Source organism: Microcoleus sp. B9-D4 (assembly GCF_036705105.1).
GTDB lineage: Bacteria > Cyanobacteriota > Cyanobacteriia > Cyanobacteriales > Microcoleaceae > Microcoleus.
This window is the reverse complement of sequence record NZ_JAUBTS010000002.1, coordinates 187569-214228: the sequence shown is the minus strand read 5'-3', so window position 1 is coordinate 214228 and position 26660 is coordinate 187569. Positions and strand designations below refer to the sequence as shown.

Annotated in this window: 19 protein-coding genes and 1 pseudogene; 14 read left to right on the top strand and 6 right to left on the bottom strand. The window is 45.1% G+C overall.

The features are described from left to right. The first annotated feature begins 24 nt into the window (after positions 1-24). Positions 25-1626 (top strand): ammonium transporter, encoded by a 1602-nt coding sequence (locus tag QUB24_RS02305; RefSeq protein ID WP_333150280.1) that lies wholly within the window; start codon positions 25-27, stop codon positions 1624-1626. 594 nt (positions 1627-2220) lie between these two features. Here QUB24_RS02305 and QUB24_RS02300 read toward each other — a convergent pair. Next, positions 2221-2823 (bottom strand): IS607 family transposase, encoded by a 603-nt coding sequence (locus QUB24_RS02300; RefSeq protein WP_333150232.1) that lies wholly within the window; start codon positions 2821-2823, stop codon positions 2221-2223. A 281-nt stretch (positions 2824-3104) separates the two neighbouring features. Between QUB24_RS02300 and QUB24_RS02295 the strand changes: the two genes are divergently transcribed. From QUB24_RS02295 to QUB24_RS02265, 7 genes and pseudogenes are all read left to right on the top strand, one after another. Beyond that, positions 3105-4016 (top strand): SGNH/GDSL hydrolase family protein, encoded by a 912-nt coding sequence (locus QUB24_RS02295; RefSeq protein ID WP_333150230.1) that lies wholly within the window; start codon positions 3105-3107, stop codon positions 4014-4016. Between the two features lie 547 nt (positions 4017-4563). Further along, the gene (locus QUB24_RS02290; protein ID WP_333150228.1) at positions 4564-6003 is read left to right on the top strand and encodes an ammonium transporter; all 1440 of its coding nucleotides are present in this window, start codon (positions 4564-4566) and stop codon (positions 6001-6003) included. A 239-nt stretch (positions 6004-6242) separates the two neighbouring features. Next, positions 6243-7451, top strand: coding sequence for a 4-hydroxy-3-methylbut-2-enyl diphosphate reductase (locus QUB24_RS02285; protein WP_333150226.1), 1209 nt, complete (start codon positions 6243-6245; stop codon positions 7449-7451). Between the two features lie 729 nt (positions 7452-8180). Beyond that, complete coding sequence (locus QUB24_RS02280; protein ID WP_333150224.1) at positions 8181-9143, top strand: CHASE3 domain-containing protein; 963 nt, start codon at positions 8181-8183, stop codon at positions 9141-9143. A gap of 58 nt (positions 9144-9201) precedes the next feature. Then, a pseudogene (locus QUB24_RS02275) lies at positions 9202-10234 on the top strand (IS701 family transposase). Between the two features lie 43 nt (positions 10235-10277). Beyond that, positions 10278-11378, top strand: coding sequence for a response regulator (locus QUB24_RS02270; protein WP_333150223.1), 1101 nt, complete (start codon positions 10278-10280; stop codon positions 11376-11378). 346 nt (positions 11379-11724) lie between these two features. Continuing rightward, positions 11725-12222 carry a hypothetical protein gene (locus QUB24_RS02265; RefSeq protein ID WP_333150221.1) on the top strand — a complete coding sequence of 166 codons (498 nt, stop codon included), beginning with the start codon at positions 11725-11727 and terminating at the stop codon, positions 12220-12222. Positions 12223-12288: 66 nt separating this feature from the next. On the opposite strand, the gene QUB24_RS02260 is transcribed toward QUB24_RS02265, so the two are convergent. From QUB24_RS02260 to QUB24_RS02250, 3 genes are all read right to left on the bottom strand, one after another. Then, entirely contained in the window at positions 12289-12654 is a 366-nt protein-coding gene (locus QUB24_RS02260) for a response regulator transcription factor (RefSeq protein ID WP_039886668.1), read from the bottom strand. Positions 12655-12976: 322 nt separating this feature from the next. Beyond that, complete coding sequence (locus QUB24_RS02255; RefSeq protein WP_333150219.1) at positions 12977-15313, bottom strand: polysaccharide biosynthesis tyrosine autokinase; 2337 nt, start codon at positions 15311-15313, stop codon at positions 12977-12979. A gap of 135 nt (positions 15314-15448) precedes the next feature. After that, the gene (locus QUB24_RS02250) at positions 15449-16921 is read right to left on the bottom strand and encodes a polysaccharide biosynthesis/export family protein (RefSeq protein ID WP_333150216.1); all 1473 of its coding nucleotides are present in this window, start codon (positions 16919-16921) and stop codon (positions 15449-15451) included. Positions 16922-17126: 205 nt separating this feature from the next. Here QUB24_RS02250 and QUB24_RS02245 point away from each other — a divergent pair, with 205 nt between their 5' ends. The 3 genes from QUB24_RS02245 (at position 17127) to QUB24_RS02235 (ending at position 21212) form a co-directional block, all read left to right on the top strand. Continuing rightward, the gene (locus QUB24_RS02245; protein WP_333150214.1) at positions 17127-18548 is read left to right on the top strand and encodes an O-antigen ligase family protein; all 1422 of its coding nucleotides are present in this window, start codon (positions 17127-17129) and stop codon (positions 18546-18548) included. Between the two features lie 130 nt (positions 18549-18678). Next, positions 18679-20016: a flippase gene (locus tag QUB24_RS02240; RefSeq protein WP_333150212.1), complete on the top strand. Its 1338-nt coding sequence runs from the start codon at positions 18679-18681 to the stop codon at positions 20014-20016. Between the two features lie 161 nt (positions 20017-20177). After that, the gene (locus QUB24_RS02235) at positions 20178-21212 is read left to right on the top strand and encodes a hypothetical protein (RefSeq protein ID WP_333150209.1); all 1035 of its coding nucleotides are present in this window, start codon (positions 20178-20180) and stop codon (positions 21210-21212) included. A gap of 39 nt (positions 21213-21251) precedes the next feature. On the opposite strand, the gene QUB24_RS02230 is transcribed toward QUB24_RS02235, so the two are convergent. Then, entirely contained in the window at positions 21252-21953 is a 702-nt protein-coding gene (locus QUB24_RS02230; RefSeq protein ID WP_333150207.1) for a CatB-related O-acetyltransferase, read from the bottom strand. A 13-nt stretch (positions 21954-21966) separates the two neighbouring features. Next, on the bottom strand, positions 21967-22911 hold the full coding sequence (locus QUB24_RS02225; protein ID WP_333150205.1) for a glycosyltransferase family 2 protein: 945 nt from the start codon (positions 22909-22911) through the stop codon (positions 21967-21969). Between the two features lie 390 nt (positions 22912-23301). Here QUB24_RS02225 and QUB24_RS02220 point away from each other — a divergent pair, with 390 nt between their 5' ends. The 3 genes from QUB24_RS02220 to QUB24_RS02210 are packed head-to-tail and all read left to right on the top strand — an operon-like array spanning position 23302 to position 26601. Beyond that, entirely contained in the window at positions 23302-24210 is a 909-nt protein-coding gene (locus tag QUB24_RS02220; RefSeq protein ID WP_333150203.1) for a glycosyltransferase family 2 protein, read from the top strand. A 1-nt stretch (position 24211) separates the two neighbouring features. Continuing rightward, a complete protein-coding gene (locus tag QUB24_RS02215) occupies positions 24212-25372 on the top strand; it encodes a glycosyltransferase family 4 protein (protein ID WP_333150201.1) in 1161 nt (386 codons plus the stop codon). After that, positions 25372-26601, top strand: coding sequence for a glycosyltransferase (locus QUB24_RS02210; protein WP_333150199.1), 1230 nt, complete (start codon positions 25372-25374; stop codon positions 26599-26601). Before QUB24_RS02215 ends, QUB24_RS02210 begins: the two co-directional genes overlap by 1 nt. The last annotated feature ends 59 nt before the right edge of the window (positions 26602-26660 follow it).

Sequence of the window (26660 nt, the reverse complement as noted above, 5' to 3'; positions counted from 1 at the left end):
GTAAAGAGGGTAAAAGTGATTAAAATGACTGTCGGAAAGAAAAAGTCAAAACCCGTCAGGCGGGAGTCTTTAAAATTGCCATCCGCGAACTTTTTTACCAAAGTCAACAGGTTGAAGAAGTTACCAAGGGCGATCGCCAGCCTCACTCCAAGTTGGCAAGCCTGCATACCTTTAGCAGCAATCATCGTCTTGGTGTGGGGATATGCGGCGGTAGCCCAAACCCCTGCCACGCCAACCACCGAGGAACAATTAGCAAGCCTTAAGGTGGGGCTGGATACGATGTGGGTCATGGTGGCGGCGATGCTAGTGTTCTTTATGAACGCGGGTTTCTGTATGTTGGAAACCGGTTTTTGTCGCCAAAAAAATGCAGTCAACGTGCTGTCCAAAAATTTGATTGTTTTTGCGCTTTCTACGATCGCATATTGGGCGATCGGCTTTGCCTTAATGTTCAGCGACGGCAATGGTTTTATCGGCAGCAGCGGCGGATTTTTTCTGTGGAATGTAGCCGACAACAGCCCCGCCACAGGAGACGCTTATCAAGGCATTTTCAACTCATTAAACTGGACGGGAGTCCCCCTCAACGCTAAATTCTTTTTCCAATTAGTTTTTGCGGGAACTGCTGCGACGATCGTTTCTGGAGCCGTTGCAGAGAGAATTAAATTCCTTGAATTCTTAATTTTCAGCTTGCTGCTAGTAGGCATTGCTTACCCGATTACCGGACACTGGATTTGGGGCGGCGGCTGGCTGGCAGACGCAGGCTTCTACGATTTTGCCGGTTCGACAGTGATTCACTCGGTAGGCGGTTGGGCTGCTTTGATGGGAGCGGCATTTTTGGGGCCGCGGATCGGCAAGTACCGCGACGGCGATACTGTGGCGATGCCGGGACACAATATGAGCATTGCCACCCTGGGCTGTTTGATTCTGTGGTTGGGTTGGTTCGGGTTTAATCCCGGTTCGACAATGGCACTCGATCCAAATGCGATCGCCCACATTGCCCTCACCACCAACACCGCCGGTGCCTTCGGGGGAGCTGCTGCAACCATTACTGCTTGGCTGTACCTGGGCAAACCCGACCTTTCGATGATTATCAACGGTATCCTTGCCGGCTTAGTCGGCGTAACAGCGAGCTGCGCTTGGATCAACCTGCCCAACTCTGCCATAATCGGCACGATCGCCGGTATCCTGGTAGTTTTCGCCGTAACTTTCTTCGACAACTTGAAAATTGACGACCCTGTAGGCGCAACTTCAGTTCACTTAGTCTGCGGCATCTGGGGAACTCTGGCAGTTGGCTTGTTTGCTGACGGGCCTGGAACGGGACTTTATACCGCAGGCCCTGCAGCCGGATTGCTTGTGGGCGGAGGTTTCGGTCAACTATGGGCGCAGTTGGTCGGCATTATCTCTGTAGGGGGGATGACCGTGCTGCTGACTACGATTTTTTGGATGGCACTCAAAGCTTTGCTGGGTATCCGCGTTTCTGCTTTAGAGGAGGCTGAAGGTTTGGATATCGGCGAACACGGGATGGAAGCTTACACCGGGTTTGTGAAGGAAACGAGCTTGGACAACAGAAGTGAGAGCGGCTACGGCGTTTATGGTGGGGGTTCTGGAGGCAAGACTACCAAACTGTAGAGCGTGCGCTCGATCAATCAATTCAGCTTTCGTGTCCTAGATTAGCTATTTATCAGCTAATTCACGCCTTTATTCAGAAAAACCACAATCTGAAATAGCCGCTAACTTATGCCTGTCTATCGTTGTGCTCGCGTTTCAATCTTCGATGCGAACGCGGGCATAATTTTATTTTTAGTTGACAATCAAGCATCCAGGATACCCGCCACGTGATTCATTCCGAAAGCAGACTCAGGACCCAGAAATAAAAAACCTGTATCCGATAAAGGATCCCCCGAATTTATCCGTGGGGTCAATGCTTCAATTATTTAATCTAAAATCTACAATCTAAAATCTACAATCTAAAATCGATTGACCTTTAATGGCTGACATATGGCGTTGCACAATTTGAGGATGATTATGGTGGGGTGTCCCGCCTGCTGTGAAAATACACGCCTTGGGGCTACGAGAGTCCATCCGACAAAAAAATCAAAATCATCCCGCTATTATGCAACGCCTTAAATATAGTAGTTGGCGATTGCATGAGATGTGCGCCGCTAATTGGTAATTGGTAATTGAGAATCTGTAACTAACGAACTTTGCAAACTGGTGTATTGATTAGAGTTTACCGGCAATTGCTTTAAGTTCTTCAACGACGCGCTTGTTCTTGGGATTCCTACTGCCATCAAGGCGGGCGGAGACAACAGTGATTATTTCTAGTATATCTTTAGCTAAATCCTCGTCACAGCTAGTATTTTCGGTTTGATTTATAATCACTACCTCTGTCCCAAAGTGTTCGCACAAATTAAAAATTAGTTCAGAACCAAATCTCAGCAGTCTGTCTTTGTGAGTTAATACCAACCTTTCTACTTGATTGTCTGCGATCGCCCGAATTAGATGTTGTAAACCCCGCTTACTGTAATTAACCCCAGAACCTACATCCTCAATGATTTGGAATTGCCACCCCTGAGATGCACAAAACAATTCCAAAACTTGTTTTTGTCTGTCTAAATCATCTTTTTGGTTGTGACTGCTAACCCGAGCGTAAGCAATGGTTAAAGCGCCGTTGGGTTTTAAGCCGAGAAGATGAGCTACGTCATAGCGCCTGTGACCATTAGCGGTGCGTTCGGGTATTAGCTTGCCTTCGGCTTCCCACCGACGCAAGGTGGAAGCGCTCACACCTTTAAGTTTGGCTGCTTCAGTTATAGTTAATTTTTTCATTTTTGGATTTTAGCATCAGAAATGGGTAATTTCGGTAAGTTTTAGATATATTTTTGTCCGGGGATGCGGGTTGGACAAATCCGATTTATGTGCAAGAAAGTTTGGTAGGCAGATTTTTTATGGTAAAGTAGTGCGAAAAAGCAAAGTTCTGCATCGCCGTCGCGCCCAACACAGCACAGTGCTTGATTATTACAAGAATTGAGGCTTTAATTGAGCGGTTAAATTTGATGCAGCAATGAGTGCAAATTATTCGGTGTGACGCCTGCAAATAGCTTGAGTTTATGGAGAAGTTTGGAGGAGGTAGCAGAAGTAGAACTCATAAATCCCTCTTAGGGATGGAAGTTAGCCGATCGAAAACTGTTCCGGTTTGGGCTTTGCTATCTTTGGTGACGAACGGGGTACTGATACTTACAGTAGCTCAACTACTGCTGCGGGGAAACAACTTGACAGAAAGCTTCCCGGCAAGTGCTGCAGTGACGGCAGAAGCGGCCCAGGAACAAATTGGCCAACCGGCGATCTCTGCAAAGGCAGTGCTAGACGTGCCCGTTCCCGGGCCGCGACATAAATGGACTTACCAGCAGTGGGTGACGCAGTTGGGTCGCGAAGCTGAGGCGGCAGCGGCGAATCGACCATCAAGACTGAGTGTTTTGGCTGGGGATTCTCTCAGTATGTGGTTCCCGACCAAGCTGTTACCCGTCGATCGAATTTGGCTGAATCAAGGGATTTCGGGGGAGACTTCCGTGGGTTTGCTGAAGCGGTTACAGTTGTTCGATAGAACTGCCCCGGATACGGTGTTTGTGATGATTGGGATTAACGATTTGTTGCGGGGAAGCACCGACGAAGGGATTTTGGACAACCAGCGACAGATTATTCGCGATTTGCGGTGGGCACACCCCAAAGCACAAGTTGTTGTGCAGTCGATTTTGCCCCACAGCGGGGAACAAGCTACTTGGGAAAATCGCGATCGGCTGTTGGCGATTCCTAACAGTCGGATTAGGGCAATAAATCGACGGCTGAAAGAAATTGCTAGTTCGGAAAATGTTTTGTATCTGGATTTATACCCGCTGTTTGCGGATGCTGACGGCAATTTGCCAACTGAACTCAGCACAGATGGCTTGCACCTTAACGATCAAGGTTATCTGGTTTGGCGATCGGCCCTGCAACTGTTCGATCAGATGCAGTTGAAAAATTAGTCATTAGTCCTTAGTCATTAGTCATTAGTCCTTAGTCCTTAGTCCTTAGTCCTTAGTCATTAGTCCTTAGTCCTTAGTCCTTAGTCCTTAGTCCTTAGTCCTTAGTCCTTAGTCCTTAGTCCTTAGTCCTTAGTCCTTAGTCATTAGTCCTTACTCCTTAGTCCTTAGTTAGAAAAATAAAGGATGAAGTCATATTCTCCCCAACTCTCCCCCTCTCCGATTACTCTGCTATCACTGGCTATGTCAAGTATCGACTGATAGATTAAGAAATATGATAGTTAGCTATTTAGTATAGGGTGATACAGAATAACTGTTGCTACAAATGGTGCAATCCAAAAGGCATAGACCATTAGATTGATAGTGGACGAATTTAGATGAGTCCGGCTATACGAAGTCGGGGGGTTGAGGATTGGGAAATTATCTATTGAAGATTTGTTCCGCTAAAACAGGGACTTAAAACCAAATAACTATTGCATCTAAAATCCTCACATCTAAAATCGGCTCGGTCTTCCCTGAAAATTGCTGAGTATGAAAAGGTACAACTAACGTGATCAAAAAAAGTTTAACGATCGGCATCATGGCGCTGTGGCTGTTAAGCGGGCCGCTAACGGACAATGCCTTAGCTCAAGATGCTGCTGGTACTGCTCCTGCAGTGGTGGCGAATCCGATCGACAGCGGCGATACCGCCTGGATGTTGGTGTCATCAGCACTGGTATTGCTGATGACACCGGGGCTGGCGTTTTTCTACGGGGGGCTGGTGCGATCGCGCAACGTCCTCAACACCATGATGATGAGCTTAGTCATGATGGGAGTGATCGGCGTCACCTGGACGTTGTGGGGCTACAGTTTAGCCTTTGATGTCACCGCCAGCAACCTCGATGCTAAAGGGTTTGGTCAAGGGATCGAAAGCTTCATCGGCGGTTTCGACTGGATGTTCTTGAACAAGGTCACGGCGGACACACCAGATCCGATCGGCTACGCACCGACCATACCCCACCAAGTTTTCATGGTTTACCAGATGATGTTCGCCATCATCACTCCAGCCTTGATTTCCGGGGCGATTGTCGAACGGGTAACATTTAAAACCTATTTCTGGTTCGTACTGCTGTGGTCTACCTTCATCTACTCTCCTTTAGCCCACTGGGTTTGGGGTAGAGGCTGGCTGCAGGCGATCGGCTCTCTGGACTTTGCCGGCGGCACAGTCGTACACATTAGTTCCGGTGTTTCTGCGGTTGTCGCAGCTTGGATGATCGGGCCCCGCAAAGACCACTTGAACAAGCCCCACACCCCCCACAACGTACCCTACGTCTTGCTGGGGATTGGGATACTGTGGTTCGGCTGGTGTGGCTTCAACGGCGGTAGCGCTTTGGGAGCTGGTTCTTTAGCAACAGTGGCTTTTGTCACCACGATGATTTCTGCAGCCGCCGGGGGTTTAACTTGGACAATTGTGGAATGGGTTCTCAGAGGCAAACCGACAGCAGTGGGAATTGCTAGCGGTTTCCTCGCGGGATTGGTGGGAATCACACCTGCGGCTGGATTCGTGCTTCCAGTGGGAGCGCTTTTGATCGGATCGATCACTTCCGTTTGCTGCTTCTTTGCCGTTAGTTTCCGGGCTAAGCTGGGATTTGACGACTCTTTGGATACCTTCCCGATTCACGGCGTCGGCGGAACTATAGGCGCGCTTCTGACTGGCGTGTTTGCGACTAAAGCGGTTAACGCTGCCGGAAATGACGGGCTGTTTGCGGGGAATCCGGGGCTAATCGTGATCCAGTTTATAGGCATTCTAGTTACTTACGTGTTTGCGGCTGTGGGCACTTTTGTGATCCTGAAAATTTTGGAACAGTTTATGGAACTGCGAGTACCCTCATCTGCTGAAGACCAAGGTTTGGATATCGGCGAGCATGGGGAAGAAGCTTACGGTGAGGATTTTGCCGGCGGTTTTAGTTCGTTTGAATCGGGTTCTCCTTTTGCGCCGAAGAAGGTTTGAAGCTGATTTTCTGTGGGAGTTCGATCGTGTAGAGACTCAGGTATCTGGGTCTCTACGCTTTTTTTTGAGTTTTTTTTTAACGAACCGCGAAGGCGCGTTCATTCTTTCTTGGCTCTCAATTCAATGTGTCGATCGTATAAATAGCATATCCCCTCTTCGCTACTGAGCTAATAAGCCCGATCGCACCCCCGGCATTCTAAAATCAAAGGTAATTAACCTAGATTTCAACTCGATACCGCATGGATACTAAAGCTTTTAAACGATCGCTCCAACAGTCTGAAAACTACCACCGCAAGGGTTTCGGACACGAAGCTGAGGTAGCGGGTGTGATGCAGACGGCTTATCAAAGCAGTCTGATCCAGCAAATTCGCGACAATAATTACAGACTGGAACGCGGCGCAGTCACGATCCGACTCGCTCAGGCTTTTGGCTTTTGCTGGGGGGTGGAACGCGCTGTAGCTATTGCTTACGAGACTCGCCAGCATTTCCCCACGGAACGGATTTGGATTACTAATGAGATTATTCATAATCCGTCTGTCAATCAGCATTTGCGGGATATGGAAGTTGGTTTTATTGCTGTTGAAAAAGGGCAGAAAGATTTTTCTGTTGTCGATAGTGGCGATGTGGTAATTTTACCTGCTTTTGGAGCGAGTGTTCAAGAAATGCAGTTGCTTAATGATAAGGGCTGTAAGATTGTTGATACTACTTGTCCTTGGGTTTCTAAGGTTTGGAATACTGTTGAAAAGCACAAAAAAAAGGATTACACTTCGATTATTCACGGTCAGTACAAGCATGAGGAAACTGTTGCTACGAGTTCTTTTGCTGATAAGTATTTGATTGTGCTGAATTGGCAAGAAGCTGAATATGTCAGCAATTATATCTTGCATGGCGGCGATCGCGATGAGTTTCTTGCTAAGTTTAGTAAGGCTTGTTCTGCTGGCTTTGACCCGGACCGGGATTTAGAAATGGTGGGGATTGCCAACCAAACTACTATGCTCAAAACTGAGACAGAGAATATTGGCAAGTTGTTTGAAAAAACGATGATGCGGAAGTTCGGACCGGAGAATTTGAGCGAGCATTTTTTGAGTTTTAATACTATCTGCGATGCGACTCAGGAACGGCAAGATGCTATGTTGAGTTTGGTTGAGGAAAAGTTGGATTTGATGCTGGTGATTGGGGGTTTTAATTCTTCTAATACTACCCATTTGCAGGAAATTGCGATCGACAAAACTGTTCCTTCTTATCACATTGATTGTGCGGAGCGCATTTTACCGGGAAATCGGATCGAACACAAGCCTTTGGGGGGAGATTTGGTCGTAACTGAAGGTTGGCTACCGGATGGTAAAATTGTAGTCGGCGTGACTTCGGGTGCTTCTACGCCTGATAAGGTTGTTGAAGATGCGATCGATCGCATTTTCGCGATGAAAGCAGCGGCTGCGATTGTGTAATTATATTGTTTCGGCACTGCACTCGGAATCCTATTTTTCTCAGTGCAGGGCGAGTGTTTCTTTGCGAGTGCAATCGAGGCGATCGCACTCGCAAAAAGATATAATTCCGATGTTAAACTAATTTCAACCCCTTAATTCTCCCCAATTACCCGATCGCTCGCATTTCTGATTTCTCATACTCTTCACCCGCGTCATCACCTCTGTGAATTTCTCCCTGCCTCCCACAGATTATTTTTTAAATAAAATATTAAAAATTCGCCTTTTTTTTTGGGGTAAAAAGCTTGACTTTGCTAGATTGACAAGGTATTATTTAATAATCGGAATAGTGACAAAATTAAAATTTATGTCACCACTCCCATTATCTAAAATATACCCCAAAAATCAACAGGAGTCAATAGGTAAAAACTCTTTTCTTTGCGCCGCAATTTGAAACTGCCCAAGGAACAGGAACGATACAAAAATCTATGCAAAAAAAGGCGAATTAAGCTTTTCAGGCTATCCTAGATTGTCTGGTGTCTGCCTGAATCACGAGACGCAAGAGAGCGATTTAGGCCATCTCAGACTTAAGGGGGATGCGAGGAAGATGGAGACTAAACTAGAAACAAGATTGATCGCACATTTGAACCTTAAATTTATAGGCTTTAGTCGCCGTCTCTGACCGCGCCAAAAACTCGAGTAGTCTTAATCCAGCTCAAATAAAAAAAAGCAGGACTCGCGTGCCATCATTTCATGAAACAATCCCTGACTCGCCAAATCACCGCAGGTATCGGAATGGCCGTGGCGCTGCTGATTTTCAATGCGACTACTTCCTATCGCAATACTCTCAAGTTAGTCGAAAACGAACGCTGGGTGGGCCACACTCACCGAGTTTTAACCGAACTAGAAGCTACGCTTTCCACCTTAAAAGATGCTGAAACCGGACAGCGCGGTTATTTGGTGACGGGAGAAGAACGGTATTTAGAACCCTATCACAGCGCGATCGCCCGCATCAACGAGCAAGTAGTCGGATTGCAGCAGCTAACGGCTGAAAATAAGCGGCAGCAACAGCGCATTCGCAACTTGAAAATTGCGATCGACTCTAAATTAGCCGAACTTGAAGGAACCATCAATCTGCGACGAAAAAAAAACTTAGAAGCAGCCCTGCGGGAAGTAAAATCCGGTAGGGGAAAGCAAATCATGGGCGCCATTCGGCAGCAGATAGCCGCCATGACTGCGGAAGAAACTCAGCTATTGCAGCAGGGCGCCCGAGAATCTAAAAAAAGCGCTAATTTGACAATCCTGACTTTTACCGTTGCCACTTTAGTAAATTTCCTGTTCATGGTGGTGGTTTACTATTTGGTGAAGCGCGATCGAACTTTGCGCGACAATGCCGAAATCAAGCAAAATCAACTCTTAGAACAGCTAGAACACGATCGCCACTCCCTACAATTAACCGAAGAAAGTTTCCGCCGCGCCATTATCGAGGCACCGCTGCCCATTATGCTGCACGCTGAAAACGGAGAAGTTTTGCAAGTTAACTCCGCTTGGACAGAATTCTCAGGCTACCAACACTCAGAAATTCCCACAATTGAAGATTGGACAGAAAAAGCTTACCACAACCGCAAATCGCTAGTGCAAGCAGATATCGATCGGCTGCACCAATTAAACGCGCGCATTTCTGAAGGCGAATATATGATAGGACTTACGCATTGACAAAATAACCAAATAGTGCATTGATAAAGAGGGAACGTCTACTAACGGGTATCGGACAATCAGAAAAATAACTAAAACCTCGACAGCGCAATGCAATAAGGACATTTACACCTTATTTTTACTCTCAGAGCCAAAGTTTGGGGGGTGCAGTAGGTTAGCAGAGATATTAGGAGACGTTTCCCATTCAGGGCGTCAATCGCTTTTTGTTGAGAGAGAGATATGAACCGAAAGATTTATTCGAGATCATCGAGAAATTTATCAACTTAGAAGGGGGAACATTGAGTGTTGACGATACTATAGAAAAACTGTACAGTGAACCCAAACATACGGAATTAATTAGCTATTTTTGGTCAGGTAAATACCATACACCGATCATTGAATTGAATTTAATCACGCTATATTATAGTGATAATTACGGTAACTCAGTGCAAATTAATTACAGAATTTATGATAAAAGAGAGGGTAAAACCAAAAACGATTATTTTAGAGAAATGGTGATAGGAATCAGAGAATGGGGAGTGAAACCAAGAATAGTAACGGGAGATAGTTGGTATTCAGGAGTAGAAAACTTAAAGTTTTTAAGAAACCAGAAGCTGGGTTTTCTATTCGGAATTGAAAAAAACATAATTGTCTCAAATGAGCCGCAAAAGTATTGCCAGGTAAGGACTTTAGAGATTCCTGATGAAGGATTAGTGACTCATTTGAAAGAATTTTGGTTTATAAATTTGTAAAGGTGCGACTTTAAAAAAGAAGACTCTAGACATTATATTTTATATCTGCCAGAGCCCGAAAATGTCAAAGAGACAACCCGAAGTGAATTTATTACAATTCACGATATTCATTGGGGCATTGAAACCTTTCATAGAGCTATAAAACAAGTCTGTGGAATTTGTCGGTTCATGGTCAGAGACACCTTCGCGATCAAGACTCACATATTTTGCTCACTTCACGCATTTATTAAATTGGAGTTGATGCGCTCTCAAAAGATAATTAGCAATTGGTATGAAGTCCAAAGGAATCTATTCACTTTAGTTGTCCGTGAGCATATTTTGGCGAACCTTAGCAGTGATGGCATGATCGAGAATACATAGATAATGTTTTTTGTCAATGCGTAAGTCCTAGACAGGTAAATCGGTGCGATCGAGCGGCGTGGTTTGGGATATTACCGATCGCAAATTATCGGAAGCCCGGGTGCAAGAAAGCGAGGAAAACTTGCGCTTTGCCCTAGAAGCAGCTAACGTGATCGCTTTTACCTGGGATGTGGCATCGGGGGAAGTCCGCCGTTCGTCCAATGCCGAAACACAAATGGGTTTGGGTCCAGACAGCACCTTTGGTACTTTTGAGCAAAAAAAGAATGCGGTGCATCCAGAAGACCGTGAAAGGTTTTTGGCAGATGTGGATGCAGCACTCAGTGGCACGGGAGTTTACGAGTCGGAATACCGCAAACTGATCCCCGACGGCTCAGTGATTTGGCTTCACGACAAAGGGCGGGTGGTTTTTGACGCATCGGGTAAACCCCTTCGGCTGTTCGGCGTGGCGATCGACATTACGGATCGCAAACAGTTAGAATACGACCGCTCGCGCGCGTTTGCCCGCCAGCGGTCGTATTTGCGCCGCCTGCAAAAGTTAACCTCTTTCCGCCAAGCGGATGCTACGATTACTCGGAATTATAGCGGTTTGGGGCTGGGTCTGGCGATCGTCCGGCAGTTGGTGGAACTCCACGGCGGCACGGTTTGGGCGAGCAGTCCGGGACTGGATATGGGATCGACTTTTACTTTCCGTCTCCCTGCGATGCAGGTAAATTCGATCGCCGGCGAGGAAGCGCAGGTGTTGGCTGGCGCTGGTAATTTACTGGGAGTTAAGGTTTTGCTGGTTGATGACGAGGTTGATTCGCGGGAATTTATGAGGTTTGTCTTGGCGGATTCCGGGGCCGCTGTCAGGGCTGCATCGTCTGCTGCTGAGGCGTTTGAGGTGGCTTCGCAGTTTGGGCCGGATGTTGTGGTCAGCGATATCGGAATGCCGGAGGAAGACGGCTATTCGCTCCTACGAAGGCTGCGTTCTTTGAACACGCAGACAGGGAAATTTTGGGCGATCGCTCTGACGGCTTATGCTACGGATGAAGACTGCGATCGTGCTTTTGCTGCGGGTTTCGATCGGCATCTGTCTAAACCTGTGCAACCCGATGTCTTGGTAGAGACTATAGTCAAGTTGAGGCAGCAAGGGCGAACCACTTAAAAATTTCTCTTAATAAATGGTAAATGGTAAATGGTAAATGGTAAATGGTAAATGGGAATTGTGTTTGTAGTGGCGACTTTAATCCTCGTAAAACTCGCTGGCACTTGCCTTCCTCACTACCAATCTATAATGCTGATTTTACCGAACACGACCTGATTAACCCGACTGGATATCGACGGAAATCGCTCAACTGAGAAATATAAAAATTTGTATTTTTCAAACTATTCAACTTCTGCTTGTGGGGCTTTGCTTCTAGCTCGCCTAAAATATGCAATTTCTATGCCGATTAGGTGATTGGTTTGTGTTAATATGCTAAAATATTAAACAACCACGCGGTAATAATTAGGTGGACAAACTTCAGACAGATATAGAGGCAATTTACTCTCAAATTGAGGAATTGCGCCTGGAACGCCAGCAGCTTAGTATTGCCGATGTTGTCCCAGCAGGTGATTCGCCCCAAGCGATCGCCGATGCTTATCGTCGTCACGCGAGGGAAACAGCACAAGTGTCGGCAGAAGTCAAGGGTATAGATGACGCGATCGCGGCTCTGTCTGCTCAACTGAGTCAGAAACAGCAGCAGTCGGTAAAGTTGCAAAGAATCACTCCGATGGAGGAGCAAGTTGAAGAAGGAAGATTACTAGCTCAGGGACACGCGGAACGGATTAATGAACTGGCGGCGGAACTGGCGGCGGAAGTGAAGGGACTCAAAGCTATCGCCGACCAAATTAGTCCCAGCTACTGGCAGGTTTATTACAAGCCTTTTATTACTGGTTTTAAGAGTATTTCTGTTCCCTACGTGCGATCGGACGGGGATGTTTGGACTATTGTCAATCGAGTAGTTTAGAGAGGCTGCGGGAGCAGAAATAATCAGCGCTCAAGACAATTTTTTTCCTGTCCCTATTCCTCTACCTCAACCTCGCAGCAATTGCTTAATAGTGCCGACCAATTCTTGAGGGTGAAATGGCTTGGCGATGTAAGCGTCGGCTCCTTGTTTCATTCCCCAATAGCGATCAAACTCTTCGCTTTTGCTAGAGCACATTACCACCGGCAAATTTTGGGTTTTAGGGTCGCTTTTGAGCCTGCGACAGACTTCGTAGCCGTTCATCCGGGGCATCACGATATCCAGAACCACTAAATCTGGGCGGTTAGCCTTGATTTGCTCTAGAGCTTCTACGCCATCACTCGCTACCGTGACGTTGAGTCCTCTACCTTTGAGCAAGTCGGCGATCATCTCCCGCAGAGTGACGCTATCATCAACAACCATAACTGTACTCATAGAATAATCCCTACCAAGTTTCTGGGTTGAAACGTTCACATTAACGTTTACACTAACGTTCACCTTCAAAGGTGTCTTTTCCTGATTGAGATTGCGCTCTGCTAAATGTAGTTTACCCACTTTTGCTGATTTCTCAATCATTTTCTGAGTAATTACAGCAAAATTTAAAGATCCGCGCAACCTCGGTTGACACACGAGGCTATGTCCGTTAGTCTATCATTTTCTTTCTCAAATGGTACTATTATCAAAAAATCAGGGTATAGCTTGGTTATGCGTTTCCCGTTGAGGACGGCGGCGCTCGGCCACCTGCATCAACATTTCTCTAATTAGGATTTTTCGTACCTAAAGCGGATAGTTTTTGGTCGTAGAGCGTGTCTAAAACGACCGGGCGCTGGCGGTAGCTGTGACCGGTGTTTTTGCAGCCATTAGCAACGATTCCCAAGACGGAAGCTCCAGAAATTTTTAATTCTTCTAAAACTTTGCGAACTTGCGATCGGTCTGTTTGCCCAATTTGGACGACCATAATCGTAGCGTCTGTGCGAGCTGCGATCAAGTGGGTGTCTGCCAAGCCTGCTAATGGCGGGGTGTCATAAATTACTAAGTCAAAAAATGCTTGAAATTGCTCCATCAGATACTGCATTTTTTTGGAAGAAAGAAGCTTGATGGGATCGGGGGGAATTTGACCTGCGGTGAGTACGAACAAATTTTCTTGGTTCGGGACTCGTTGAATCGCGTCGTTGAGGCTGAGATCTGTGGAGATGGCATCGCCCAGGCCACGCACGTTTGGCAGTCCTAACTTAGCGTGCAGTTGCGGGCAGCGCAAATCTGCATCTACTAACAATACTCGCTGTCCGACTGCTGCTGCTGTGGCGGCCAGGTACAAAGCTACTGTAGATTTGCCGTCTCCGGCTACGGCTGAGCCGACTAAGAGCGATCGAATTGCCGTGCCTGCACTCAGTAAGTGAATGTTCGTGTAGAGCGATCGAAATGCTTCTAAAAATTGATAGTCCAAGTCGCTCAAAATACTTGGGCCCCCGCTCATAGAACCAGTATGTCTAGCTTCGCCCGGTTCGACTACTTCGACTTTCGAGTTCGATCGAGCCGATGTTAGTTTCCTCTGTCTGGCTGGCGGTCTGCGCTTGACTTTTTTGGTAAACGGAATTACCCCGAGTATTGGCAATCTTGTGGCCATTCTCAGTGATTCAGGAGTGTGGAACACAGTATTTAGTACCTCTACCAGCAAGCCGACTGCTATGCCCAGCAGACTGCTTAAAATTACTGCCAGCACTAACTGTTTTCTGGTTTGTTTGACGGTAGCTGTTATAGGGTTGCCGAATTTGTCTCGCGGAATTTCCGGAGGATTTATCAGCACCCAGGGTATTTGCTCCTGAGCCGCATCAATTCGCAAGGCTTCTCGTTTTGCCAAGAAGTCCGACAAACTCTTAGTAACTACTTGCAGTTCCCGCTGTAAATTGTCGTATTGTCGGGTTGTAACTGAAAAGTTTCTAATTTTTTGGTTGAGAGCATTTTGCAAAGCGGTCATTTCACGATCGCGCGCTTCTATTTCTTTGATTTGGGTCTCTAAATTTCCCATCACCACTTCTTTTGCTTGTTGAGTGGCGGTTAAAATAAGTTCTTCCCGACTTTTTCGCAGCGCTAAAACTGGCAAACTGTCTTCTCTGTACTGAGCTAATTTCATTGACAATTCCGAGTCTATTCTCTGAATTTGACCTAAGAGTCCGCCGTAAGCTTGTCCTTGGGTAATCAGCAGCCCCTGGGGATTATTTTCCTTGAGTAGTTTTTCATAGCTTTGGTAGAGGTTTCGCATCCCTTTTAGCTGAACTCTGATTTCTACTTGCTTACCCCGAATGCTTTGAACTTGTTCAGACAGAGATTTTCCCTCTATCTGAGGTTCAAACAAGTTGCTCTGCTGCCGCAGTCTTTGGACTTGCAGTTGCAGAACTTCCACTCTTTCTCGGAGCTTGGGAAGCTCCGTATCTATAAATTTAATACCTTGATTAATGCCCATCAGCCGTTGCTGCAAGCTGTAGTCTAGATAAGCTTTAGAAATTTTGTCCAATACGCTGTTAATTTTTTTTATGTCTGCATCTTTGTAGCGAACTTGTAAAATTTTTGTGCCTTGCTGTTTGCCATCTTTCGTGTAGCTGATGCGGTTGATGGACATTTTTGAGATCAGTTCCGTATAGGTCATTTTGGGATACCACGCTCGCAATTCCTCAAGCACGGGCTGCATCAATTTGGGGCTACGCAAAATCCTAATTTGGGTTTCGTAGTCTACTAAGCTAATTCCTTCTATATTAATTCTTGCTAAGTCGGCAGCTTGGGTGTTGTTTAATTGTTTGGATAGCAAACCTTCAGCAGTGGCTGGTTCTACCAACAGGGAAAAGGAGCCTTCATACTCGACCGTTATGCTTTTAGAAGTGGCGACGATCGCTGTTCCTGCCAGGGCGCTCAAAGCAATGGTGGCGGCTGCCATGACCGGGAAGCGACGGCGCACGACGCCTAAGAGCCAGGACAAGTCTAGCTTTTCTTCTTCTCTCTCCTCAACAAAGTTATCTCTGTAGTTCTGAGCCGATAACTCCGGCAGTTTGCCATTCGATTTAGGTGTGAAGGGTTGGTAATCTTGTCTGCTATCCATATTCAGCCTGGGTATTTTTGAGGTTGATATTTTTGAGGTTGATATTTTTGAAGCGGCCAGGTCGCGGCTGGGTAATCTTATTGTTTAGTTTATTCTAGCCTTTGCCAGGAATTATTCACCTCACCCGCCGCCTTCTTACCTGAATAAAAATCGGAGAACGTTTATAAAATTTAACACTCCCGTCGCAGGCCCGACAGGTCCGATGACAGCGTTCATGCGATCGACAAAATTGACGAGACCCCTGCGAGATACGATAATCATGTCGTTGTTGCGAAGTTGAGGATTGGTTTCTTCGTTAATTCCTTGAGTTAAATTGACTTCGATCGTCCGTTTAGTAGCTGTACCGTCGTTATTGAGGCGGACTAGCTCAACTTTATCTCTTCTAGCTCTGGTATTCTCGTACCCAAAAAATCCTCTGGAAATTAAAGCTTGATTCAGCGTGGCATTAGCTGGGAGCCTCAAGGGATCGAGGGATGTTCTCAGTTCTCCTACTACATAAACGTTAATGCCGACGGGGGCAAAGTTAGTGTTCGCGAGCACACCAGCTTCTGCAGGGTTGACGATCGTAGCTTTGGGCACGATGATCGTGTCTCCCTCCTGGAGGATGGTATCTTGGGCGCCGTCCCCGGACTCTAGGAACTGCCACAGGTTGACTGGGATAATTTGTTCGCCTCTTCTGGTGACGCGCCGCACTTGGATTTGCCGGATGTCGGCATCGGATGTGATGCCGCCAGCTAGCTGAATGGCCCGGATGACGGTGGGGAAACCTTCGCGGCTGAGGTCGTTTGTGGTGTTGCCACCGATGACGACGTAAGCCCCAGGGCGGTTGACTTGACCAACGATGGAGATCGATCGAGGTTTTTCTGGGGGTGGCGAAAAGTTAGCCGTCGCAAATTGACGAGCTTCTGCTTGGTTGAAGTTAGCGACTGTGGGAATCACGATTGTGTCTCTGTCTTGCAAAATAATGTCTTGAGAGATGTCTCCTTCTTGCAAGAATTTCCACAGGTTGACGTTGAGCACTTGATCGGGGCCGTCTCGTTGAGGACGGCGGACGCGGATGTTGCGGATGTCGGCGACACCCGTGACGCCTTCTGCGAGTCTGAGCGCTTGGGTGACGGTGGGGTACTGGACACTCGGCGAGGCTCCCGGGCCAGGAGTTAGGGTGATGATGAAGTTTCCGGGCCTAGTGACTTCTCCGATGACGCCGACGTTGAGGGGGCGGGCGGCGACGAGGCTGACTGTGACTATGGGGTCTTTGAGGACGCGGCGGTAGCCGTTGCGGATGATGTTGGTGGCTTCTACTAAGGTGCGGCCGCGGATGGAGACCAAGCCGATCAGGGGCAGGTTGACTGAACCGTCGGAAAGGACTTCGTAGCCGCGGCTGAGTTCGGGTACTTCGAGTATTTCTACTTGGATGCGATCGCCGCCGCCGAGTTTATAGCTTTCCGGCGCTCTCCTAACGGGCGCAACGGTCTGGGCTTGGTCTGCGCCTAGCGGGATGGGAAGTTGTGCCGGGGTGCTTCTGGCATCAGCGAGGACACTGGAACCAAACAAGACCAGACCCACAACCGACGGGGCTATCTGTCTTGGAAAATGGGTGTTAACCATAAGCCACCTAATTTTATTGACTATGATTTATATAAGTGTAGCCTTTTTAGTGCTAGGTAAAAAGCTCATTATTTTAAGCGATCGGCGAAAAAAGGATGCTGTATTTTTGCTTTATCCCTAATTTCTGTGTTAGCGTGGTTGCGGGTTGACGGCTATATTTTATATCTAGATAATTTGCTCTTGTTTCGGATAAAGGAAAGCAATTATGACTGAACCAGTGTCTCTACCAAATATGCTGAAAGAGCTAATTTTAGGTAGTTCTTCATTGACATGGATGCTAGTTGCTATAGTCGCGATCGCAACTATACTATTATTTCAATTCGCTAGCTATAAAAAAATAGGTTTGGCTTTAGAAAAAAGCTTTGCTGGTCTTTATATTTTTATCTCTCCCTTTCTGACACAACCTCCTTTTAATTACTTGCATTTTGTTAACTTGAAAGATCCAGAAGGTGGTATATTAAAACTAATACCTTATTTTTTTTACCCCTGGGTAGTCTTCATCTTAAGTTCAAGAGTTAAAATTTTTAGTAGCAATTTTATAGAAAAATTTTCCCAAATATTGATAATGAATCCTTTTTTTTTACTTTATACATTAGTTCCATTACTGTCTACATTATGGTCTATAGTTCCTGAAGAAACACTAAAAGCAGGACTAGCTTTTTCAGGATTTACTGCTTTTGGGTTTTACATTGCAGCGCAATATAAATGGGAGGATTTATCTCGTTTCTGGCGGTGGGGATACACGGCAATCGGTTTGGCAAGTTTTGTAATGAAACCCCCGGGAGCAGGCAATTTTGTTGGCTTAACCCAATCTAAAAATTCTTTGGGGGGAGTCTTAGCTCTCTGTACGGCATTTTGGTATTTGCATTATTCTCAAGGAGCTAAAACTCAGAAAGAGCGTTGGATTGCTTTGGGAATGATGTTCTTTTCATTCTACCTAGTAAGGGCTAATAAATCGGGCTCGGCTCTAGTGATTACTATCATATTAATAATTGCAGTGTCGTCACTAAATTTTCTAAAAAAATTAAGTTTTCAGTGGGCCTTTACTGCGATTATATGTTTCCTGGTGGTCAGCATAATTATGACTGTTTTTATAGTAGACAACCTAGAGGATATTATTGTAGGTGGGTTAGGCAAGGACTTGACTCTAACGGGGCGGACAGAATTCTGGCCACAGTTAATGGCTGCGGTCAATCAGCGCCCCTGGTTTGGCTACGGATACGATGGATTTTTTCAACAAGATAAGTTAGGAGCGGGTACTCCTGCTTATTTTATTTATACTACTAATGGATTTCAACCGAAAAATCCTCACAATGGGGGGATAGGGATCTTGTTAGCCTTCGGTTGGCCGGGATTAATTTTAATGATGACTTCCTTGCTGCTCAATTTAGCTTACGCAGTTCGGTATTTGAGTCGTAGCACTCTGGAAGAAGCGGGAATACCTATTTGTTTTCTAGTCTCTATTATTATAAGCAACATCACAGAAAGTTATATTATAGAGATAGCAAATCCTTGGCTGAGTTACGCAATGTTGACGGTTCGACTTGCGATAGATAATGCTAACAATAGTTCTAACAGTAGCACCAGTAACGCTCAAAGGCGTTCTTTAGCTCGCACTGTCCATTGAAGTAACCTTTATTGGGCGGAGGGTGGGTCAAGTTGTGGTATGTTGTTATAGGATCAACCAGTCTAGTTTTGCTAGATTGCCTACCCTGCCAGAACCGCGTTTGTGTTTTGTAAAGATTTAAAATATTCTGATGCTCGATAAGTTAACTGCGGTCAGTCAAAAGCTCGGCCCTAATCTGCGCCAGGTACTCAGCAACATAGCTTGGCTGTTCACTGACCAAATCTTGCAGATCGGTCTAGGTCTGTTTGTAGGTCTTTGGGTGGCTCGCTATCTTGGTCCGACACAATTTGGATTGCTCAATTACGCGATCGCCTTTGTGTCGCTGTTTAGTTCGGTGGCAACGATGGGGTTGGGTACTCTGGTAGTCAGGAATATCGCTCGCGACCCAGAATGCAAAAATGAGACCCTGGGAACTGCCTTCGGACTGCAATTTACTGGTGGCTGCATCACTTTGTTGTTAACTGTCACCGTGATTGCGCTACTCAAGCCCAACGACACTCTGACTCGGTGGCTGGTAGGTATCATCGCAGCAGGAACTATCTTTAATGCTTTTGAGGCAATCAATTTTTGGTTTCAGTCCCAAATCCAGTCAAAATATACAGTGTTGGCTAAAAATTCAGTATGTTTTTTAGTTGCTGCTGTCAGAATTGGGTTAGTGACAATTAAAGCCCCCCTGCTTGCCTTCGCCTGGGTTCGATTGGGAGAGGTGGCATTGGTAGGAATCGCTTATGTATATTTTTATAAGCTTACGGGGAATAAAATTAAGGATTGGCATTTTAGTTGGGAACGGTGTAAGGAACTGCTATCGGAGAGTTGGCCGATAATTTTGTCTGGATTGGCAGTTTATGTGTACTCAAAAACCGATCAGATAATGCTCGGTGCGATGAATCAAAATGCTCAACTGGGCTATTATGCTGCAGCTGTTAAAGTTTCGGAAATCTGCGATTTCTTGCCGATGATCATATCCAGCTCTATTTTTCCCAAATTAGCTAATTTGAGAAAGACAAATTATGAAGAATATCTAAATAAATTTCAAATTTACTCGGATATTATGATATTTTTATGGTTGGCAGTGGCGATACCAATCTCATTACTTTCTCCCTGGATAGTGCATCTGCTTTACGGGGAGAAATATGCGAAGTCAGCAGCGGTACTGGCAATCTATGTTTGGGCGCAATTTGGTAGTAACTTGGGAGTAGCACGGAGTACATATTTGAACATAGAAGGTCAGTTACGCTACGGTCTTTACTTGACTGTAGTCGGATCTATTTTTAATGTAGCGTTGAACTTTTGGCTGATTCCTAAATATGGAGCTTTTGGAGCAACTGCAGCTACTCTGATAACTTATTTTTACGTGATTATATTAGTCAATTTCTTGATTAAGGAATTGCGGCCCTTCGGAAATTTCATCTGGCGCTCCCTTAACTTATACAAGGCCGCTTGTAGAATCAGAGGATTAGTAAAGTGATTCAAATTAAACCTAAAATCGAACAGCGCTCGAATTGCCCCTATTGTGGAACAGAACTTAATCCCAAAAATGTTCTGTGGCACGGTATCCACATTGTTCTAGACTCTAAGTGCGAGGGATGCGCCAGCGAGATAATCGACGATTTGAGAGTAGGTCATGGAGTGAAAAACTACATCCAAGTTAATTTAATAAAAGGAGAAATTTTTGCAGCCGATGCTTACAAGAAGGAATGGTTAGGCAAACCATTACTTAATTCACTCCAAAATCCTCAACCAGAAAAACTTGAGATTGTAAAAGAAATTTTTAAACCCTGCAATCGGGTAATTATCTTAAACTGTATAGATCATCTTTATGGTCACTCCCTGCTCAAGTTGCTCAATGCACAAAGGCACTTAGAATGCAACTCTGACTACGGGTTAGTTGTGATAGTTCCTAAGTTCTTAAGGTGGATGGTTCCCGATGAAGTTGCAGAAATCTGGACAGTACCTATTTCTTTAAAAAATGGTCAGAATTACTATCCCAGTTTCGCCGAGTTTGTTGAAGAAGAAACTAAACGCTTTGATAAAATTTATGTCAGCGAAGCTCATTCTCATCCCAGTCAGTTCGACATCACGCGCTTTACTAGAGTTCCCAAACATAACTTTGAGAACAAAGAAATAAAAATTACTTTTATTTGGCGCGAAGATCGTTTATTACTTAACCGTTGTTTGCTGTTTCGAGTGCTTAAAAAAATCGATCAACAAGCAATGTCACTGCCATTGCAAAATTTAAAAATTCAGCAGTTATTTGAGAAGATAAAGTTGCAAGTACCAGAAGCACAATTTGCAGTGGCTGGCCTGGGAACAAAAACTAAGTTCCCAGAATGGATTGAAGATTACAGGGTAGATAGTTTTAATGAAAAAATTGAAAAGGAGATTTGCCACCTTTATTCAGAAAGCCGCTTAATAATTGGTCTTCACGGCTCCAATATGTTGCTACCGTCTGGTCATGCTGGTATGACAATTGATTTGATAGATGAGCGGTGGGGAAACTTTGCCCAAGATATTTTATACCAAGAAAGCGACCCTAGAATGGCTACTTTTCGCTATAGATTTTTGCCCTATCAGACTAGCAATGATACACTGGCATTCATAGCGGCTGTGATGCTTCTGAAGTGGTCTAAGTTTAAATCCCAGATGACTGCTGATGTTATATAACGTCCGGCTAATTAGACATACTACCGAACCCGCTAGAATTCAACTATTTTCCGTGTTATAAATATGGATGAACTTGTCAATGTTGTGAAAGTCTTTGACATTTTTTCTTAACCATTGTTCATCCTTGTCCCACCACTTAAACTTCAGCAGAAAATCAATCTTTTGTTCATCAAACCTATAGCGAATAAGTTTGGCGGGAATTCCTCCACAGATAGCATAAGGTGGCACATCTTTGGTGACAACGGCTCCGGCTGCGATAATGGCTCCATCACCAATAGTTACACCATCTACAACAATAACATTTGAGCCAATCCAAACATCATTGCCGATATGGACTGTTTTTTCCTCTTCTTCAAAATATTTTTTGTCTACAAAGGTTGTCCCTACTAGTATGTTGGGCGAATAAAATATCGGATGGCTTGAAACAAAATCTCCCACAGGATGTACGCCTAAGCGAATGATGCAGTTTGGCCCAATCGAACAAAAATTGCCGACAACACCATTGAAAATTCGCGTATTATCGCGTACATAAGTGTAAGAACCAATGGTAGAATCTTCTATGGCTACGCGACTAGACACACTAACATTGTGACTGATAGTTGAATTGGTAACCAAAGCCATATAGTCTTGATAAAAATTATTATATTTAAACTTGTTTTTCCACCAATTGACTAAAAATCGCAGATATTCAGTGATCGGATTTTTGAGTAGAGATCTGAGAAATGTTGAGATTTTAGACATGGTTACTAATTACTTAGTGAAGGTTAAATATTGTCTTCCCACATAGCTTATTTAATTTTTTCTTAATGCGCCTGATTAATGGGGGATGATAATCATAAAATGTATCTTGAGTGAATTGATCGGCTACAAAATTTCGGATCGCGTGGTTGGGATGCCTTAAAGGAAAGGTCATTGCTTCCGTTGGCATATTACTGTATATACTATCTTCTCCTGAAGTATGGGTGGCTTGACTGCCAAATCCAATATTAGAAATTAAATTGTTTTCGGGAATAATAGCAAGTCCATTTTGAACCCAACAAGTAAAAAGCCATCTAAAAAACCAATTGTTGAGGGTTCCATCATAGGAAACTTGAAAAGCACTATCCCAAACTTTTACAGATTGAGGATTAGCTAATAAATTTTCGAGAAAACCTGCTTCCCGAAGTTGAGGCCATAACTTCATGTCAACATCATAGTATTGCCATGCTCGGCGCCAAGTCGCCCATCCCCAACAGTTACTAAAACGGGAAAAATAGTAACTGTCTTCTGTTCTTTTTCTCCCAAATTGTAAATTTACACCAGCGATTGACATAATCCGTTTGTCATCTCGATAATGCTCTAATAACTGTTCACAAAAAGGGAAGAAGTTCGGGTGTGGCAAACAGTCATCTTCGAGAATAATTGCTTCCTCTACGGTATTAAATACCCAGTCGAAACCGCTAGAAATGCGATCTTTGCAACCTAAATTAATCTCTGAATAATTTTTCATAACTTCACAGTCCCAATCGACCCGATCGATAATTGCACGTACAGCGGCGCACTTTTCAGCTTCCCCAGGTTTGTTGGCACGAGGGCCGTCAGCAATTACTAACAGCTTAGGGGGTTTAACTTTTCGAATCGCCTCGAAGACTTTTTCAGTAGTATCCACTCGATTGAAAACCACAAAAACAATGGGAGTTTTTGTATGATAATGTGGCATTTAAACTGTTCAACTCCTACGAGTATAAATATTTTTGCTTAGTAGAACTCATCAATATTGTGAATGTGCTAGGAAGCTTGCAGGCTTCGCTTGTTAACTTAAGTTCTAAATTCCAATTTATCACCAAAAAGTTCGCGGGTCAACTATAATACAGCAATAGTTTACCCAGACAGACTTCTAGGACTGACGCTGTTAAACTCTAAAACCTTGATACCCCACCCCGTTGCCCAAGTGGGGAACTCTTAAAGCCCCCTTGTGCAAGGGGGGGAGCGACTGCGTAAGCCCTAATTTCATTTTTGTAGCGACGGTTGCAACCGCCGAGCGAGTGGGTAAATAAAACACTGTTACTTTTAGCCTTACCTATCGTTAAAAACCGCAATACAGGGAAGAATGAACCGTACTAATATCGCCGTCCTTTTAACTTGCTTCAACCGCAAACAGAAAACATTAGCTTGCTTAGAGGCTCTTTTTAACCAGGCACTTCCAGCCAATGTAGATATTTCCACCTATATAGTCGATGATGCCAGTACCGACGGTACCAGCGAAGCAGTTCACCAAGCCTACCCTCAAGTCAAGATTTTTCATGGGGATGGCAATTTATTCTGGAACGGCGGAATGCGCTTTGCTTTCACCGAAGCCATGAAGGACGATCCCGACTACTACCTTTGGCTGAACGACGATACAATTATGTATCCAGAAGCCCTTAAAACCTTATTAACAACCAGCAACCAACTCGCTCAAAAAGGAGAAACAAAAGCCATCGTCTCCGGTTCTACCTGCGATCCCCAAACTGGTAAAACTACTTACGGTGGCGTGGTGCGAGACCACCCCATTCTTCCCTTTCGATACCGCCTCCTAGAACCCACTCAAGAAGCTCTACTTTGTAGCACAATACATGGCAACTGCGTTCTACTTCCTCGCAATGTCGTCCAGCTTGTGGGCAACCTAAATCCTGCTTTTGTCCATTATATTGGCGATTGGGATTATGGTTTACGAGCGAGGCAGAAAGGATGTACAGTTTGGATCGCTCCCGGTCATTTAGGAACTTGTTCCCTCAACCCACAGGTGACAAAAACCGCCGCCAAAAATTTGAGCGAAGGGTTAGATAAAATGAACACGCCGAAAGGTTTATCCTTTAAAGATGCGACCCTGCAACCGCCTGGAGAATGGAAAGTATTTACTCAGCAGCATGGTGGTTGGTTGTGGCCAATATATTGGCTGCTACCTTATCGAAGGTTAGTTTGGTTTTCAGTGTTGAGTAAACTAGGATTGACTAAAAACACAACTCAAGGTGAATAGGATGGTTGACAAAAATGAATTTCGCATCGCTTGGCTCGTTCCTTCTGCAGAATTTGGGGCCTATTGGCCGCCGGTTTTACATGAACTCAAAAAACTAATTCCGAACACGATTTTTTATACAGGTCGCCTCTGGCCTCGCTATGATCCGGAAGCTCCTGGTACAGAAGTAGTCGAAGTTGTGGGAGATACTAAATTCATCACCACCCAAAAGATAGAAACGGGGTACAGTCGTGGTTATATTAAGGCTACTCCTGGGATTATTTTTCCTCTTTTGAAATTCAAGCCCCAGGTCATTTTTGCTAGTGGATTTTCGATCTGGACATTGGTAGCTATAATCTTTAAGCCTATAGGGAAATGGCGACTGGTTTTAGTTTATGAAAGTAGTTCCCCGAATGTAGACTTTCGAGATTCTAAGGTGCGATCAACTATTCGACGTTGGATGGGTAAATTTGCTGATACGTTTGTTTCTAATAGTCGCCGAGGTAAAGAATATTTGGTAGAAGTGATTGGGGCCGCAGAAAGTAATATTTTTGCTAAACCTTACATGGTTCCTGATGCTAAAGCTTTGGTACAAAAGTTAGAAAATAATAAGTCTGTATCCTTGTCATTTCCCCACCCAATTTTTCTGTGCGTGGGTCAAGTAATTTCTCGCAAAGGGATTAAGAATCTGTTAGAAGCTTGCACAATTTTGCAAAGCCAGGGATACTCGAATTACACAGTCATTATCGTTGGAGACGGAGAACAGCGACCGGAACTAGAAGCTCTTACAAAAGAATGGGGTTTAGAAAAACAAATTGTTTGGACAGGGTGGATAGAATACGGATACTTGGGATCTTATTTTCTAGAAGCTGATGTGTTTGTTTTTCCTACGTTAGAAGATACTTGGGGAATGGTGGTGCTAGAAGCGATGGCATTTGGTAAGCCGGTTTTGTGTTCAAAATGGGCTGGGGCTTGCGAAATGATCGTTGAAGGTGAAAATGGTTATATTTTTGATCCTTATCAGTCGGAAGGTATTGCAAACGCGATGCGGGACTTGATTGATTGCCCAGAAAAGTTAGTGATGATGGGGCAAAAATCGCAGCAACTGATCGCTGAACATACACCAGAAAAGGCTGCCAAATTAATAGCAGATGTGACGTCGCTAGTATGGGAGAAAAGTTGATGAAAATTCTTTTATCTGCGTTTGCTTGCGAACCGAATCTCGGCTCCGAAGAGGGAGTAGGATGGAATACTGTTATCCAATCTGCTAAACATCACGAAAGTTGGGTATTTACTCGCACGTTTTGTCGATCGTACATTGAAGCAGAACTAGAGCGGAACCCAGTGCCAAACCTGCACTTTGTTTATTTTGATCCGTTTGGGTGGAGCGAAGATTGGAAGGGGAAACAAGGATTGCTGCAACTTCACTACTATCTGTGGCAAATCTGGGCTTATTTTATCGCTCGGAAGCTCGATCGCGAAATTGGTTTTGACATAGTACATCACGTAACTTATGTCAAACATTGGTCTCCCAGTTTCTTGGCGCTGTTGCCCCATCCTTTTATTTGGGGGCCTGTGGGGGGTGCAGAAGCAGCACCAAAGCCTTTTTGGCAAGATTTTAGCCGCCGGGGCAAAATTTACGAAACGCTGCGGGCATTGGCTCAAAGCGTAGGAGAACGCGATCCGTTTGTGGGTCTGACGGCGCGCCGGAGTGCAGTGGCGCTGGCAACTACGGAAGAAACCGCAGCCAGACTGCGATTTCTCAAAGCAAAAAATGTGAAGATTTTCTCACAAGTCGGTTTGTCGCAGCAGGAAATTCAAGAACTAGAGCAATTTCCTACCCCGCCGGAGCAACCAATTAGATTCATCAGTGTCGGTCGTCTCTTACACTGGAAAGGGGTGCACTTGGGACTCCGTGCATTTGCGGAGGCGAAGTTGGAACAATCGGAATACTGGATTGTGGGAGACGGCCCGGAAAGGCAGCGCTTGGAAGCTTTGGCCACAGAATTGGGACTGGCAAATAAAGTATTTTTTTGGGGAACTTTATCTCGCACTGAAACTCTTTTTAAGATGGGGGAGTCTCACGTTCTCCTCCATCCGAGTTTGCATGACTCTGGTGGTTTTGTGTGCACGGAAATGATGGGGGTTGGTCGTCCGACGATTTGTTTGGATTTGGGGGGCCCTGCTACTCAAGTGACGGCTCAAACGGGGATTAAAGTGGCTGCTACTGACCCCGATCGCGCTGTGCAAGGTCTAGCAGAAGCTATAGTGTGTTTAGCGCAAGATCGTGAATTGCGATATCGCTTGGGTCGAGCGGGTCAAACGCGCGTCAGGGAAATCTATGATTGGGATGTTAAGGGTCTATTCTTTGCCCAATTGTGCGAAGATGTATTCGATGGAAAATCAGGATAACTTCTGATGGGTTCGATCGGGCAAAACACAAAAAACTATATTTTTTCAGGCGGTGAAAC